Below are 14,410 nucleotides of genomic sequence, written 5' to 3'. Positions count from 1 at the left end.
CTCTTCCTAGTCTTCGGAGCTACCGCGAAGCAGTGCCGCGGCTGCCGCCGCGATAGCTGTGCGGTGGGGTGCGATGAGTGCCACGGTGGCTAGCTTGAGGTTGCGCCCCAACGGGTTAAGGATGAGAGCTTGCGTGCCGATGATGGCGTCATCGATTAAAGCTGGTCCGCCCGAGTCACCTTTGACTGCCGGATTCGTGTTGAAGACGAATCCGGCGGGGGAGACGGTGGTGAGGAAATCGACCGACCACGTGCGAAAGAAGGGCAGAAGAAATAACCCCGTTCGCTTCTGTGCGCGGCGGGCCCTTCCGCCGTATCCCCAAGTGCTCACCGGAGCTCGAAAAGGGGGAGTACTGTGTGCGAGTCCCGGTAGGTTTCGTGGTGACGCGGGCTTATCAAGCAAACACAAGGCCATGTCGGTTCCATCAATCGTACGCACGGCGGTGATCCGCCGGTTGAAACCGCCACTCACCTTGTAGTGATCAGCTTTGTCTAGGCCATCGCGGAAGAAGTGCGCGCAGGTCAGAACCAGCCGGGTTGCCTGCTGGGTGCAGGGCTTTAAGGAGGCATCGATGAGCACCCCCGAGCAATAGCTACGGCGGGTGCGGATCTTGACGGCTGCGGGATAGGAATTCACGGCGCCCAGCTTAACTGGACGAAGGCGAGCGGTAGGCTAACTCCCATGACTGATTATGCTTCCCGCTTGGACCGCGCCCGCGCGATTGCCGCTGCCAAGGGTATCGATGTGTTGCTGGTAGGTACCGGGGCCGAGTTCGCGTATCTTACGGGTTCCTGGATCTCGTCCCATGAACGTCTGACCTGCTTGGTTATCCGTCCCGACGCCCAACCGATCATCGTAGCGCCAAGCACCGACATTGAGTCGCTTCAGGGCGTTGCCACGCAGCTGGTGGGGTGGCACGATGGCCAAGATCCCTATGCGCTGGCCTTGGAAGGTGTGAGTCTCAGCACCGTTGCCTTGGGCTCCTCGCTGACCGCAGACCACGTGTTGCGTTTCCAGTCCGCAGTTCGAGACCAGCTAGTTCCGTCCTCACCTTCTTCGACGTCCTCGACGGAGGTACCGCAAGTGGAATACCTTCTAGCTACTGAGGCGCTGGCTGAGCTCTTTAGCCGCAAGGACTCAGATGAGGTAGCGGAGCTGCGCGCTGCTGCGGAGGCTATCGACGCCGTGCACGCCGAGGTCCCGCGTCTCTTAAAGCCGGGGCGCACTGAGGCCGAAGTAGCCGCTGATTTGCGGGAGCTCATCTTGCGCGAACACGATGCGGTTGACTTCATCATCGTTGGTTCCGGCCCAAACGGGGCAAACCCACACTATGACTATGGGGACAGGGAACTTGGCGCGGGTGATCCCGTCGTGGTGGATATCGGAGGGACGCTGGCCTCCGGTTATCACTCTGACTGCACCCGCACCTATGTGGTGGGAGCGGACCCCTCTGCGGCGCCCGCCGATTTCCAGGAGGCCTATGCGGTGTTGGAAAAGGCCCAGGCTGCCGGACGAGCCGCCGCGCGCCCAGGCACAACCGCTCAGGAGATAGACCGTGCCACGCGCAGTGTGATCGAAGCGGCCGGTTGGGGTGAATATTTCACGCACCGCACGGGGCACGGCATTGGCTTGTCGACGCACGAGGAGCCCTTCATCATGGAGGGAAATGAGCTGGAGCTTTCCCCGTCCATGGCCTTTTCGATTGAGCCGGGAATCTACGTCCCGGGTAAGTGGGGTATGCGTCTGGAGGACATCGTGGTGACCACTGAATCCGGGCATGAGTCCCTGAACCAGGCCCCGAGGGGGTTGCGCTGATGGGAGAAACTGGCGCGCTACTGATCCTTGGCGGGCGCAGCGATATCGGTGGCGAGCTTGCACGCCGTCTGTGTGCAGGCCGCCCAGTAGTACTTGCCGCGCGGGGTGAGCACGGTATGGATGAACTCACCACAGAGCTTCTCCGCAGAGGGGCGGTTTCCGTTCACACGCTTTCCTTCGATGCCGCGGATGTTTCCTCCCACCGCGCAGTTATCGAGCAAGCTGCAACGCTCGCGGGTGAGGACATCACGACGGCGGTTGTCGCCTTCGGAATCTTGGGTGACCAGGAACAAGCTGAGCACGACGAGGCGCATGCCTTCGACATCGCCCTGATTGATTATGCCGCGCAGGTATCCATACTCACCGTGCTGGCCGACGTCATGAAAAGAGGCCACATTGTGGCCTTTTCCTCCATTGCGGGCTGGCGTGCACGGCGGGCCAACTATGTCTATGGCTCAACCAAGGCTGGCCTCGATGCCTTCTGCCAAGGTCTGGCGGATCGCCTGCAGGGCAGCGACCTAGCGCTGATCACCGCGCGCCCCGGTTTCGTTATCGGGTCCATGACACAAGGGATGAAGCCCGCGCCGCTGTCGGTGACACCTGACGTAGTCGCACAAGCTGTGGTCAGAGCCGTCGAGTCCTCGTCGAGTTCGCGGCCGGTGTCCCGCACGCTGTGGATCCCACGAACGCTTCAGCTGTTGGCCTGGGTCATGAAGCTTGTCCCGCGCCCCATCTGGCGGCACATGCCGCGTTAGCGATGTCCGAGCGCGGGGGAGTTGGCATCGAAGATGAAGCCGCGCGGTGCAAGGACGCGCAGCACCACGTCGGCATCGCCTTCGGCCAGATCGTGGATGACTAAGCCTCGCCAGGGGGTTACCGAGATGGAAGCGCCCAGCTGGGCAATAAGCCCCGCGTACTCACCGGGCAGCACGCCATCGTGCAGGCCCGCGCCCAGGTCGACGCGGCCGGGCTTGGTGTGATCGGTCAGCCAACCGATGGGCAAGGCCGGCTGTGCAGGGGCCGTACGCGCAGAAAAGGCGAAGCTGTCGAGGTCTTCAGAAAGCCCATTGGACACCTCGAGCACATAGTCCACGAGCTGCGAGATTGCTTCTTCTAACTCCAGGGTTGGACCTGTAGCTGCTCCCTCTCGAATGAGGCGCGCGGAGCCGGCGTCCTCATCATCGTCTCCTGTACTGACGCTGGATAGTTGGAGCCCAGCCGCCACACCGTGTGAGAGGAGATCGCCCGCGCCACCATCGATGCCGAAGACTGCATCCCGGTCGAGAGCGGGGGAGGCTCCTTCGGCTGCAGCCAGGGCATCAGCAACGCGCTGCGCCACACGGCGTGCATGAAGGGAGAGGGGAGAGGCCAGCACGTGGGCGTCGGTGGTGGGCAGGGGGACGTCGCCAAGCACCTGCTCATCACGGATGCCGCGCAGGCTGATGACGCTGTGCTGCTCTAGGTACACATTGCCATCGCCATGTTCCCTAGCGGCCTGGCCGAGGGCAAGCCACTGCTCGGGGGTGACAACACCGCCTGCCGGATGGAAGCGCAAGGTATCGGATTCGGGATGCTTCGACTCGGAAAGGGACATGGTGGGTCAGTCTAATCGCTCCGGGAGGGTCTCCAGCGAACCAGCAGGTCTAGCAAGTATGGTGGGCTGCATGCCGTTTCTTCTGTTCATCGCGTACATCCTCCTCGAAACCCTGGCGTTTTGGGCAGTTGCCGAGTGGATTGGAGTGCTGTGGGCACTACTAGCCCTGGCGCTGACCATGCTCTTCGGTATGACGATAGCCAGCTGGGAAGTTCGCCGCATGATGGTCAGCCGCATCCGCCAGGCCGAAGACGGAGTCTATGTAATGGAGGATCCCACTCCAGGTAAAACAGCCGGCAACGTCGGCCTGACTATGGTGGGCGGAATCCTGCTTTCGCTGCCCGGCTTCGTCTCCACGATCATCGGTGCTCTGCTCATTTTTGCACCAACTCGTTCCATCATCCGCACGCTTCTTGCTGCATCGATGTTCCGGAAAATCGAGGATATGGGTGTGCGCGTTTACGAGGCCTCACCCATGGCACAACACCGCGACTCCTATGGATCCTTTGGAAGCTTCGGCGCGGGTGCTACCGGCAGCGCCATGGGAAGCAGGGGACAAGCGGACCACACGCACGAAGTCCTCGATGAAGATGAAATCCGCACATGGACCCAACACGTCAAGCCCGAAGACTTTGAGGACGGAAATAAATAGTGCTCACTGTGTGTGCCCGGCTTGTCCTCGCAGCTCTTTCGGGCGCGGTCACGTATCTATCGGTGGAGCCGCGCGGCTGGTGGGCGGCGGGAATCATTGGGGTGGCCATGTTGGTGGCCGCGTTATCGCCTTGGCGAAAGCCCCTGCATTTAGGGTGGGCGGCGCTCATCGCTGTGGTCCATAGCGCTGTCTTGTATCTCTTCACGCTTCCGTGGATTGGTGAGCTCGTGGGCAACATGCCCTATATTGCGCTCGCTATCTTCCTGTCCTTGTACAGCATCCTCCTCGGTACCGGTGGGGCAGCGTTACTGCGTTTAAACTATGGCTTCGCGCTTTTTCCCTTCTTTTATGTGGCGGTGGAAATGCTGCGCTCCTCCGTCCCCTTTGGCGGCTTTGCCTGGGTACGTCTGGCGTGGGGACAGATTGAAGGCCCGCTCGCCAACCTTGCCCCATGGGGTGGGCCTGCGCTTATTAGCTTCGCGGTCGTCTGCGTCGCCGCGGGTGTGGTGGGCCTTGCGCGCGCACCACGGTTAGCCTGTGCCTTCCTGGCAGTGCCGCTTCTTGCAGGGCTCATCGCCTCGCAAGGCGTGAACCGACCTAGCCACATCACAAGCACGATCACGGTAGCCGCTGTCCAGGGAAACGTCCCGCGGCTGGGCCTTGACTTTGCAGCGCAACGCCGCGCAGTGTTGGATAATCACGTCCGCGTCACTGAGCAGGCAGCACAGGATGGAGCACGGCCAGACATCGTCATTTGGCCTGAGAACTCCTCCGATATCAATCCTTTTGCCAACGAGGACGCACGGGCGCTTATCGACGGCGCCGCCCACGACATCGACGCCCCCATCCTCGTCGGAACTCTCACCCGAGATGAGGTCGGCGCGCGCAATACGATGCAGGTATTCAACCCGGATGGCTCGGTGGGGCAGCACCACTACAAAAAGTACTTGCAGCCCTTTGGTGAGACGATGCCGATGCGTGAATTCTTTAGGAAGATCACCGATCTGGTAGACCTAGCGGGCGACATGAAGCCCGGTGATGGGTCAGGAGTGGTGACTATGGCAGGGACTGCGGTGGGCGTTGCTACGTGCTACGAGGTCAGCTTTGACCAGGCGTTCCGAACGGCCATCGATAACGGCGCACAGATTCTCACAACGCCGACGAATAATGCCACGTTCAGCGATTCTGACATGACCTACCAGCAGCTGGCTATGAGCCGCCTGCGCGCAATGGAAGCGGACCGAGCCGTGGTTGTGGCCGCCACATCAGGAGTCTCAGCCATCGTGCACCCCGATGGTTCAGTGAGCCAGGAAAGCGGTATCTTTGAACCGGCTTATCTCGAAGAGGAACTTCCGCTGCGAGAAGGGCGTACATTTGCGGTGCGTTATGGTTCGCTCCTGCAGTGGCTCATGACTATTATTGGAACGGTCTGCGCGCTGTTTGCGATCCATTCCACCCGCTTGACTGGACGACGCAGCGCGTCTTAAAGCAGAAACCTAAAGGAGCAAGTAACTAGTGAGCTCGACCCACGAATCTACTCTAGTCATCATCCCCACCTACAACGAGATTGAGAACCTGCCGCTGATTACCGGCCGCGTGCGCAAGGCCACTCCCGAGGTTCACATCCTGATCGTGGACGATAATTCCCCGGATGGCACCGGAGAGGCTGCAGACAAGCTGGCCGCCGAGGATCCTCACCTGCACGTGCTGCACCGCGAAGGCAAGGGTGGCCTTCTCGGCGCTTATATCGCCGGCTTCGAGTGGGGCCTAGAGAAGGATTACCAAGTTCTGTGCGAAATGGACGCCGACGGCTCCCACGCGCCGGAGCAACTCCACCTCTTGCTTGAGGAAATCGAGAAGGGCGCAGATCTGGTCATTGGCTCTCGCTACGTACCGGGTGGAGAGACAGTGAACTGGCCTGCCAACCGCGAGCTGCTTTCCCGCCTGGGCAACAAGTACATTTCTGTCGCCCTGGGTGCTGGCATCAATGACATGACCGCTGGCTACCGCGCTTTCCGGCGCGAGCTGCTTGAGCACCTCGACTTTGAAGAGCTCTCCAACGCCGGATACATCTTCCAGGTGGACGTTGCATTCCGCGCCATCAAGGATGGCTTTGATGTCCGCGAGGTTCCGATCACCTTCACCGAGCGCGAGCTTGGTGAATCCAAGCTGGACGGCTCCTTTGTCAAGGATTCCCTGCTCGAAGTAACCAAGTGGGGTGTGTCTCACCGCTCTGAGCAGATCAGCGATTTCACTTCGGAGATTTCGAAGATCACCTCCCGCACGGTCAAGGACATGGAGCTTGGCCACAAGGTCACCACGGTCAAGAACGCTGTATCGGACTTCGTTTCCGAAATCTCCAACCTAGTTAAAGGCACCTTCAAGAAGTAACTCGATGCCCACGGCGCCTCATACACGCGCGTGAGGAATAAGAACCAGCCCGGAAGCCCGTTATGGTTTCCGGGCTTTTGCCGTAGTTACCAGTACTAGTGCTAATGTCGTAAATAGCACTGTAGCTGGTGCGCAGTGATTTACTTCACTGTTTCTCACACTACGGATCGTTCGGCACGTACCTGTCGATGGAGGAGATTTTGCTATGGCAACCGTAACATTCAAAGATGCATCCCTGACCTACCCGGGAGCAAAGGAACCCACCGTCAAGAAATTCAACCTGGAAATCGCTGATGGCGAGTTCCTCGTCCTCGTCGGCCCTTCCGGCTGTGGTAAATCCACCACACTGCGCATGCTGGCCGGTTTGGAAAACGTTACTGACGGTGCCATTTACATCGGAGACAAGGACGTCACCCACGTTGCACCGCGTGACCGTGACATCGCCATGGTTTTCCAGAACTATGCTCTCTACCCACACATGACCGTGCGCGAGAACATGGGCTTCGCACTGAAGATCGCCGGCAAGTCCCAAGACGAGATCAATAAGCGCGTCGACGAAGCAGCCGCTACCTTGGGCCTGACCGAATTCTTGGAGCGCAAGCCGAAGGCCCTGTCCGGTGGTCAGCGCCAGCGTGTGGCCATGGGCCGCGCCATTGTTCGTAACCCGCAGGTCTTCCTCATGGATGAGCCGCTGTCTAACCTCGATGCCAAGCTGCGTGTTCAGACGCGTACGCAGATTGCAGCCCTGCAGCGCAAGCTTGGAGTTACCACCGTCTACGTCACCCACGACCAGACGGAGGCCTTGACCATGGGTGACCGTATCGCGGTGCTGAAGGATGGCTACCTGCAGCAGGTTGGCGCGCCCCGCGAGCTTTATGACCGCCCCGCCAACGTCTTCGTCGCGGGCTTCATCGGCTCCCCAGCCATGAACTTGGGCACCTTCTCAGTCAAGGATGGTGACGCCACCTCTGGCCACGCTCGCATCGAGCTTTCCCCGGAAACCCTTGCCGCGATGACGCCCGAGGATAATGGCCGCATCACCATCGGTTTCCGCCCGGAGGCACTGGAGATCATTCCGGAGGGCGAGTCCACAGATCTTTCCATCCCGATCAAGCTCGACTTCGTGGAGGAACTTGGTTCTGATTCCTTCCTCTACGGCAAGTTGGTGGGCGAGGGCGACCTTGGATCCTCAAGCGAGGACGTCCCCGAGTCCGGCCAAATCGTCGTCCGCGCTGCGCCGAACACCGCGCCGGCTCCGGGCAGCATTTTCCACGCGCGCATCGTGGAGGGTGGCCAGCACAACTTCTCGGCGTCGACCGGCAAGCGCCTTCCTTAAGCCCCCGTGCCGGCTGCCCCGCGGCACGTAATGAATAGGACAGTTTCAGCCATAGTCAGCAGAAAAGGTGGAGTGATTCACCATGAAAGAGTCCATGAGCATCACCTCGTCGACGTACGCGTCGGCACTGCTGACGCTGCCCTGGGACACACCATTAGAGCAGTGGCCCGATGCTCTCATCGCCGCATTGCCCAGGGGTATTTCCCGGCATATCGTGCGGTTCGTGGGGATCAACCGTGGCATCGTCGCGGTCAAAGAAATTGGTGCGCGTACCGCCCACCACGAGTACAAGATGCTGCGTGAACTGCAGCGCCTTGGCGCCCCTAGTGTGCGCCCCGTAGCCGTGATCACCGGCCGCCATCCGGCAGAGGAAGACTACGGGGAACTCACCGCAGCTTTGGTGACCGAGCACTTGGAGTTCTCCCTGCCCTATCGCGAGATCTTCTCTCGGCACCTCACGGTCGTGGAAGCGGAGAAGCTCATCCGCGCCCTGTCCGTGCTGTTGGTGCGGATGCATCTGCTCAACTTCTACTGGGGCGATGTGTCACTGTCCAACACTCTCTTTCGGCGCGATGCTGAGACCTATTCCGCCTATCTTGTCGATGCCGAGACGGGCGAGTTCCAACCCAACCTCTCCGAATCACGCAGGCTTTACGACGTCGACATTGCCCGCGTCAACATCATCGGCGAGCTCATGGACCTACAGGCGGGTGAATGCTTGGATGGGTCTATCGATGTCATTGCACTAGGCAGCCTTGTCGAGAGTTCCTATCTTGAGCTGTGGACAGAACTCACCGCTGAGGAGGCCGTGGATGCCAGTGAGTACTGGCGCGTCTCCGAGAGAATCGACCGCCTCAACCAACTGGGCTTTGATGTAGGGGAGCTCAAGGTAACCAAGGACGATTCTCGGCAGATAGTGCGAATCCGGCCCGTAGTGGTGGATCCGGGTCACTATCGTGCAGAGCTGTTGAGCTTAACTGGACTCAGCGTCGAAGAGCATCAAGCCCAACGCCTTCTGGGCTCCATCCAGGCCTACCAGGCCGTGGAATGTGGGCCTCACGTCGGCCTTACCCAGGCCGCGCACTTGTGGATGACGCATGAGTATGAGCCGACTATCGCTGCCGTGCCCGAAGAGATGCTAGACAAGCTTGAGCCGGCACAAATCTTCCACGAGATAGTCGATCACCGTTGGTTCCTCGCCCAGGAAAGGGGAGAGGCCGTCACGCTCGCGGAGGCCACGGCATCCTATCTGGCGTCTGTACTACCAGCCCGCCGTGCTGAGGCCCGGCTCCTCAACACGCCCCCGGCAGACGAGGACTTGTCATAACCTCTCGCGTGTCCCAACAACGCCCGCAATCTCAAATCCAACCAGACTTTTTCAACTGCTTTTTATATGTTTTTGTAAGTTTTAAGCCCGATTGCCCCATAAATGGGGAGGGTTTCCATGCCCGAATATGGATATGGTCACAATCGGGTGTTTTATGTCCGAATTCTTTTGAATATGTGGAATACCTCACTAAGATGGAGGGCAGGCTAACCAGTTCATAGTCGGACTGCGATCCGCTATGAAGCACTTGGTGGCGCTGGGAAGAAGCCTTCGTTACGGGAGGTCTCCCAGACATAACCGAATACGAGCCGGGTATCTATCCTCGGCCCACCATCCCGCTTTTCATCAAGAAAGATGAGGACCTCATGAAGCGTCTTACTCGCATCGCATCCATCAGCATGGCATCCATGCTCGCCGCCGCAAGTCTCGTCGCGTGCTCAGGCTCCACCGACAAGGAAGGCGATGTTTACTTCCTGAACTTCAAGCCCGAACAGGACGCGGCATACCAGGAGATCGCAAAGGCCTACACTGAAGAAACCGGTGTCAAGGTCAAGGTCGTTACCGCCGCCTCCGGCTCTTATGAGCAGACCCTCAAGGCGGAAATCGGTAAGGATGAAGCCCCGACTCTCTTCCAGGTCAACGGACCTGCTGGCTTCATCACCTGGCAAGACTACATGGCGGATATGTCGGACACCGAGGTAGCTAAGCAGCTCACCGACGACATCCCACCGCTAACCACCGAGGACGGAGAGGTACGCGGCGTCCCGTTCGCCGTCGAAGGCTTCGGCATCATCTACAACGACGAGATCTTCGACAAGTACATCGCCACCTCCGGCGCGAAGATCAAGTCCACGGATGAAATCAAGAGCTACCAAAAGCTCAAGGAAGTCGCCGAGGATATGCAGGCAAAGAAGGACGAGCTCGGTATCGAGGGCGCCTTCGCCTCCACCTCACTGACCTCCGGTGAAGACTGGCGTTGGCAGACCCACTTGGCTAACGCTCCGATCTGGCAGGAGTACCAGGACAAGAACGTCGAGGACACCAACGATATCGAGTTCTCCTACAACAAGGAGTACAAGAATCTCTTCGACCTCTACCTTGATAACTCCACCGTAGAAAAGTCTCTTGCACCTTCTAAGACGGTGTCTGATTCCATGGCTGAGTTTGCGCAGGGTAAGGCCGCCATGGTTCAGAACGGTAACTGGGCATGGTCCCAGATTTCCGAGACCTCTGGCAACGTGGTCAAGGAAGACAAGATCAAGTTCTTGCCCATGTACATGGGTCTGCCAGACGAAGAAAAGTACGGCATCAACGTCGGCACCGAGAACTACCTGGGCGTGAACTCTGAGGCCTCTGAGGTCGACCAGCAAGCCACTAAGGACTTCGTGGATTGGCTGTTTACCTCTGATGCTGGCAAGGAGCACGTGGTGAAGGACCTGGGCTTCATCGCACCGTTCGAAAGCTACACCGCTGAAGACACCCCGAATGATCCCCTTGCTGAGCAGGTCGCGGAAGCTATCGCTAACGAGGATCTGACCACCTACCCGTGGAATTTCCAGTACTTCCCGTCGCAGCAATTCAAGGATGACTTCGGCCAGGCCTTGTCGCAATACGCCTCCGGAACGCTGAAGTGGGAGGACGTCGTCAAGCAGTTCAAGGACAACTGGGCTGCTGAGAAGGAATCCAACTGGGGCTAAATCTTTAAAGTCCCAATCCCCTCGCCAAACGTCTTCCGGCAATGGAGGGCGGGGAGGGGAGTAGGTGGGGATTGTGGCCCACGCCGGTAGCACGTGCGCGACTGGTTCTCCGCATCCTCAGCCTCCTCTCCTCGCCGCCTTCCCGCTAGGACACGTGTGGCACCACCAGAAATTAAGGTTTCACCACCATGCAAGCAACGCTGAAGAAGTACTTCCCAGTCTTTGTCTTGCCCACCCTTCTGGCATTCATGATTGCCTTCTTGGTGCCGTTCATCGTGGGTTTCTTCCTTTCCTTTACGAAGTTCACCACCATCACCAACGCCAAGTGGGTTGGCATCGACAACTACGCCAAAGCTTTCTCCCAACGCGAAGGTTTTGTTTCAGCCTTCGGTTTCACTGTCCTCGTGGTCATTGTCTCCGTGATCACCGTCAATGTCTTCGCCTTCCTCCTGGCGTGGATGCTGACCCGCAAACTTCGCGGTACCAATTTTTTCCGCACAGTCTTCTTCATGCCGAACCTCATCGGCGGCATCGTGCTGGGTTATACCTGGCAGACCATGATCAACGCCGTGCTCTCGCACTATTCCACAACGATTAGTGCGGACTGGAAGTTTGGCTACGCCGGCCTCATCATGCTGCTTAACTGGCAGCTGATCGGCTATATGATGATCATTTATATCGCCGGCCTCCAGAACGTCCCGCCCGAGCTCATCGAGGCTGCCGAGCTCGACGGTGTCAATAAGTGGGAGATGCTGCGCCACGTCACTATTCCGATGGTCATGCCGTCGATTACCATCTGCCTCTTCCTGACTTTGTCGAACTCCTTCAAGCTCTTCGACCAGAACTTGGCGCTGACCAATGGCGCTCCTGGCGGGCAAACTGAGATGGTGGCGCTCAACATCGTCAACACGCTCTTTAACCGTATGAATGTCGAGGGGGTCGGCCAGGCCAAGGCTGTCATCTTCGTCGTCGTTGTGGTCGTCATCGCTTACTTCCAGCTACGCGCGACCCGCTCCAAGGAAATCGAGGCTTAAGTTATGACTACCAGCACTTCAGCGCAGGCCGTTCCGGCCTCGAAGAAGAAGGATCACCAGCTTCCCTCGGATAATAAGACTCGGATGTCTGGCGGCGCCAAGTTCGTGGTCTACGCCATTCTGGTGTTCTTCACCATCGTCTTCCTTGGGCCGATCCTCTTCATCTTCATCAACTCCTTTAAGTCCAAGTTCGCTATCTCCTCCGATCCTTTCTCGCTTCCCATCGGTGAAACCTGGGTCGGCTTCGAGAACTTCATGGTGGGCTTGACCAAGCAGGGATTCTTGGAAGCGACCTTGTGGTCCTTCATCATCACGATCCTGTCCGTCATCGTCATCGTGTTCTTCTCCGCGATGACCGCCTACTACATCACGCGCGTCAAGACGTGGTGGACAAACCTTCTGTACTACCTCTTCGTGGTCTCCATGATCATCCCCTTCCAGATGGTCATGTTCCCGACGGTCAAGATTGCAGACATGCTTCACCTCAACAACCCGATCGGTATCGTGGTGCTTTACCTCGGTTTCGGTTCCGGTCTGTCGGTGTTCATGTTTGCGGGCTTCGTCAAGTCCATCCCTCTGGATGTCGAGGAAGCCGCGATGATCGACGGTTGTGGGCCGATCCAAAACTACTTCCGTGTGGTGTGGCCCATGCTCAAGCCGACTGCCATTACCGTGGCCATTCTCAACGCCATGTGGGTGTGGAACGACTACCTGCTGCCGTACTTGGTCATCGGTCTGTCCACGCGATACAAGACCATCCCGGTGGTCATCCAGTCCTTCGTTGGCTCCAACGGTAACCGCGATATGGGTGCCATGATGGCCATGCTGGTACTGGCCATCATCCCCATCGTCATCTTCTACTTCTCCACGCAGAAGCACATCATCGAAGGTGTGGCTGCCGGTGCCGTGAAGGGTTAAACCGGTGCGATAGGTTAGAAAACCATGAATCGCATGCTCGGCCCCGAATCGAAGTTCTATGCTGCTCTGAGCCTCTTCGCTGACCTAGTCATCGTGAATGTTCTCTTGGTGATCACGTGCTTTCCCGTGTTCACCGGGGGAATGTCCTTGCGCACCGCCCATGCGGTGACCGGGCAGATGGTCCGGGAGGAAGGTTCTCGCCGCGGCTCAGCCTTCGTTCGGGGCCTTCTGACGCGTCCCGGGGTCAACACCGCATGGTGGTTGATTTGCCTCGCCGTCGCCGCCTTAGCCGCGTATGAATTCGCCATTATTGCCAAGGCCGATCTGGGTTCAATGGGCCTGATACTGCGTGCAGCCTTGATCTCGGGGCTTATCGTATTGGGCTGTGTCAGCGTATGGTTCTTCCATCTCGATGCACCGGGGCTCGGATTCCGTCAAAGAAGCACACAGGCCATAATGAAGGCGGTAGGGCACCTACCGCGTACTCTATTGGCAGTATTGCCTGGCATAGTGCTTGTTCTGTATCCCGTCTTTTTCCCAGCGCAGTGGGGAGGCTACCTGTTCTTCCTCGCGGTGCTGGGCCCAGCTCTCGCGGTCTATCTCGCCGAGCTAGTGCTGCAATGGCCCGAACTCAATTCGCAATCACCCGATAGCTCTTCTTCCTAACGCGGTGCGCGCCAGCTGGCCTAAAGCCGAAAATAGGGTAGCGGTATCCACGTCATCGTGGATCCGCTACCCTGTGGTCTTTGTGGGCTTCCTAGAAGTCCTCTAAGCTTCGCCTTCTTCCTGCGCCTTCTGTTCCTTGAGCAGACGGGCAGCCGCGCGGCGGCGCGAGCGCAGGTTTTCGATGCGCTCAGTCAGCAATTCATCGAGCTCCTCAATGGAGCGGCGCTCGCGCAGCATGTCCCAGTGGGTCCGCGGCGGCTTCACCGGCTTGGACTCTACGCCCTCGCCCTCAACAAGGGTGCCGAGCTTACCGTTCTTGCACATCCACTCCTCAGGGATTTCCGCGTCATCGGCGAAGGGCACCTCGTAGATGTCGCCATCATCGGTGCGGTATTTCACCATCTGGCGCGGGGCCAAGTCGTGGTCGCGGTCGGTTTCGTAGCTCACTGCACCCATGCGGCTGCCACGGAGTACGCGATCTGCCATGCAACATCATCCTTTTCAAGCGTTGAGGGAAGGGATCTGGGTCGACCTATATCACCCAAAGTTCTATCATTATAACGAATGGCCCACCGCCTTTGTTCCCACCCTCGGATTAATGGGCTAAGGTGAGTGAGGTGATTGGTACACAGGATCCGCAGCCCGGCAAGCCCTCGCGGCACCGGACCGCAACCTGCCAGTGGTGCGGCACAGAGATCGCGCAAGGCGGGCGGGGAAGGCCACGCAAGTTCTGTTCACCCTCGTGCAAGCAACGAGCCTATGAGCAGCGCCACAACGTGGTCGGGACACCCATTCCTGCGGACGCTGTCATCCTAACTCCAGACAGGGCAGATCGTCTCCGTGACGGTCTCTTTGAGCTTCGGTGCTGTGCCGAAGACGTGGCCACGGCGGCGTCGGAAAGCGCCAGTGCTGAAGAGATGGAACAACTGTGTGCCGAACTGGTCGCACTGGCTCGCAAGCTTGAGGAATTGAGATAGCAC

General features: G+C 58.7%; 15 protein-coding genes. 12 read left to right on the top strand and 3 right to left on the bottom strand.

The window, feature by feature from the left end; all coding sequences use genetic code 11:
• Nucleotides 1-6: 6 nt before the first annotated feature.
• Nucleotides 7-636, bottom strand: a complete 630-nt coding sequence (locus HMPREF2743_RS12075) for a serine protease (protein ID WP_246820305.1) — start codon at nt 634-636, stop codon at nt 7-9.
• Nucleotides 637-681: 45 nt separating this feature from the next.
• On the opposite strand from HMPREF2743_RS12075, the gene HMPREF2743_RS12070 reads away from it, so the two are divergent.
• Both HMPREF2743_RS12070 and HMPREF2743_RS12065 read left to right on the top strand, forming a co-directional pair.
• Nucleotides 682-1,815 carry a M24 family metallopeptidase gene (locus HMPREF2743_RS12070; protein ID WP_070818873.1) on the top strand — a complete coding sequence of 378 codons (1,134 nt, stop codon included), beginning with the start codon at nt 682-684 and terminating at the stop codon, nt 1,813-1,815.
• The gene (locus HMPREF2743_RS12065; RefSeq protein WP_070528237.1) at nt 1,815-2,570 is read left to right on the top strand and encodes an SDR family oxidoreductase; all 756 of its coding nucleotides are present in this window, start codon (nt 1,815-1,817) and stop codon (nt 2,568-2,570) included. The genes HMPREF2743_RS12070 and HMPREF2743_RS12065 overlap by 1 nt, the downstream gene beginning before the upstream one ends.
• On the opposite strand, the gene HMPREF2743_RS12060 is transcribed toward HMPREF2743_RS12065, so the two are convergent.
• On the bottom strand, nt 2,567-3,409 hold the full coding sequence (locus tag HMPREF2743_RS12060) for a cobalamin biosynthesis protein (protein WP_070818872.1): 843 nt from the start codon (nt 3,407-3,409) through the stop codon (nt 2,567-2,569). The two genes, HMPREF2743_RS12065 and HMPREF2743_RS12060, sit on opposite strands and share 4 nt — an antisense overlap.
• Nucleotides 3,410-3,479: 70 nt before the next feature.
• Between HMPREF2743_RS12060 and HMPREF2743_RS12055 the strand changes: the two genes are divergently transcribed.
• The 9 genes from HMPREF2743_RS12055 (at nt 3,480) to musI (ending at nt 13,430) form a co-directional block, all read left to right on the top strand.
• A complete protein-coding gene (locus HMPREF2743_RS12055) occupies nt 3,480-4,061 on the top strand; it encodes an FxsA family protein (RefSeq protein WP_070528231.1) in 582 nt (193 codons plus the stop codon).
• Nucleotides 4,058-5,548, top strand: a complete 1,491-nt coding sequence (gene lnt / locus HMPREF2743_RS12050; protein WP_070818871.1) for an apolipoprotein N-acyltransferase — start codon at nt 4,058-4,060, stop codon at nt 5,546-5,548. The genes HMPREF2743_RS12055 and lnt overlap by 4 nt, the downstream gene beginning before the upstream one ends.
• A gap of 28 nt (nt 5,549-5,576) precedes the next feature.
• A complete protein-coding gene (locus HMPREF2743_RS12045) occupies nt 5,577-6,452 on the top strand; it encodes a polyprenol monophosphomannose synthase (RefSeq protein ID WP_070446632.1) in 876 nt (291 codons plus the stop codon).
• 205 nt (nt 6,453-6,657) lie between these two features.
• Nucleotides 6,658-7,788: an ABC transporter ATP-binding protein gene (locus HMPREF2743_RS12040; RefSeq protein ID WP_070818870.1), complete on the top strand. Its 1,131-nt coding sequence runs from the start codon at nt 6,658-6,660 to the stop codon at nt 7,786-7,788.
• Between the two features lie 82 nt (nt 7,789-7,870).
• Nucleotides 7,871-9,115, top strand: a complete 1,245-nt coding sequence (locus HMPREF2743_RS12035; RefSeq protein ID WP_070818869.1) for a DUF4032 domain-containing protein — start codon at nt 7,871-7,873, stop codon at nt 9,113-9,115.
• A gap of 365 nt (nt 9,116-9,480) precedes the next feature.
• The gene (locus HMPREF2743_RS12030) at nt 9,481-10,812 is read left to right on the top strand and encodes an ABC transporter substrate-binding protein (RefSeq protein ID WP_070818868.1); all 1,332 of its coding nucleotides are present in this window, start codon (nt 9,481-9,483) and stop codon (nt 10,810-10,812) included.
• A 188-nt stretch (nt 10,813-11,000) separates the two neighbouring features.
• Nucleotides 11,001-11,846 (top strand): carbohydrate ABC transporter permease, encoded by an 846-nt coding sequence (locus tag HMPREF2743_RS12025; RefSeq protein WP_070511918.1) that lies wholly within the window; start codon nt 11,001-11,003, stop codon nt 11,844-11,846.
• 3 nt (nt 11,847-11,849) lie between these two features.
• Nucleotides 11,850-12,764: a carbohydrate ABC transporter permease gene (locus HMPREF2743_RS12020; RefSeq protein ID WP_070643599.1), complete on the top strand. Its 915-nt coding sequence runs from the start codon at nt 11,850-11,852 to the stop codon at nt 12,762-12,764.
• A gap of 24 nt (nt 12,765-12,788) precedes the next feature.
• The gene (gene musI, locus HMPREF2743_RS12015) at nt 12,789-13,430 is read left to right on the top strand and encodes an ABC transport system MusEFGK2I component MusI (protein ID WP_070511924.1); all 642 of its coding nucleotides are present in this window, start codon (nt 12,789-12,791) and stop codon (nt 13,428-13,430) included.
• 102 nt (nt 13,431-13,532) lie between these two features.
• Here musI and HMPREF2743_RS12010 read toward each other — a convergent pair whose 3' ends face one another.
• On the bottom strand, nt 13,533-13,916 hold the full coding sequence (locus tag HMPREF2743_RS12010) for an RNA polymerase-binding protein RbpA (RefSeq protein WP_070818867.1): 384 nt from the start codon (nt 13,914-13,916) through the stop codon (nt 13,533-13,535).
• 131 nt (nt 13,917-14,047) lie between these two features.
• On the opposite strand from HMPREF2743_RS12010, the gene HMPREF2743_RS12990 reads away from it, so the two are divergent.
• Complete coding sequence (locus HMPREF2743_RS12990; protein WP_070818866.1) at nt 14,048-14,407, top strand: hypothetical protein; 360 nt, start codon at nt 14,048-14,050, stop codon at nt 14,405-14,407.
• Nucleotides 14,408-14,410: the final 3 nt, after the last annotated feature.

This window comes from Corynebacterium sp. HMSC036D02 (assembly GCF_001836165.1).
GTDB lineage: Bacteria > Actinomycetota > Actinomycetes > Mycobacteriales > Mycobacteriaceae > Corynebacterium.
The sequence above is the reverse complement of the archived record's forward strand: the minus strand, read 5'-3'. Positions and strand labels throughout refer to the sequence as shown.

Excerpts from the sequence above, each read along its gene's own strand:
- HMPREF2743_RS12070 (WP_070818873.1), top strand. The coding sequence starts at position 682 with ATGACTGATTATGCTTCCCGCTTGGACCGCGCCCGCGCGATTGCCGCT.
- HMPREF2743_RS12065 (WP_070528237.1), top strand. The coding sequence starts at position 1,815 with ATGGGAGAAACTGGCGCGCTACTGATCCTTGGCGGGCGCAGCGATATC.
- HMPREF2743_RS12060 (WP_070818872.1), bottom strand. The coding sequence starts at position 3,409 with ATGTCCCTTTCCGAGTCGAAGCATCCCGAATCCGATACCTTGCGCTTC.
- HMPREF2743_RS12055 (WP_070528231.1), top strand. The coding sequence starts at position 3,480 with ATGCCGTTTCTTCTGTTCATCGCGTACATCCTCCTCGAAACCCTGGCG.
- HMPREF2743_RS12040 (WP_070818870.1), top strand. The coding sequence starts at position 6,658 with ATGGCAACCGTAACATTCAAAGATGCATCCCTGACCTACCCGGGAGCA.
- HMPREF2743_RS12035 (WP_070818869.1), top strand. The coding sequence starts at position 7,871 with ATGAAAGAGTCCATGAGCATCACCTCGTCGACGTACGCGTCGGCACTG.
- HMPREF2743_RS12030 (WP_070818868.1), top strand. The coding sequence starts at position 9,481 with ATGAAGCGTCTTACTCGCATCGCATCCATCAGCATGGCATCCATGCTC.
- HMPREF2743_RS12025 (WP_070511918.1), top strand. The coding sequence starts at position 11,001 with ATGCAAGCAACGCTGAAGAAGTACTTCCCAGTCTTTGTCTTGCCCACC.
- HMPREF2743_RS12020 (WP_070643599.1), top strand. The coding sequence starts at position 11,850 with ATGACTACCAGCACTTCAGCGCAGGCCGTTCCGGCCTCGAAGAAGAAG.
- musI (WP_070511924.1), top strand. The coding sequence starts at position 12,789 with ATGAATCGCATGCTCGGCCCCGAATCGAAGTTCTATGCTGCTCTGAGC.
- HMPREF2743_RS12010 (WP_070818867.1), bottom strand. The coding sequence starts at position 13,916 with ATGGCAGATCGCGTACTCCGTGGCAGCCGCATGGGTGCAGTGAGCTAC.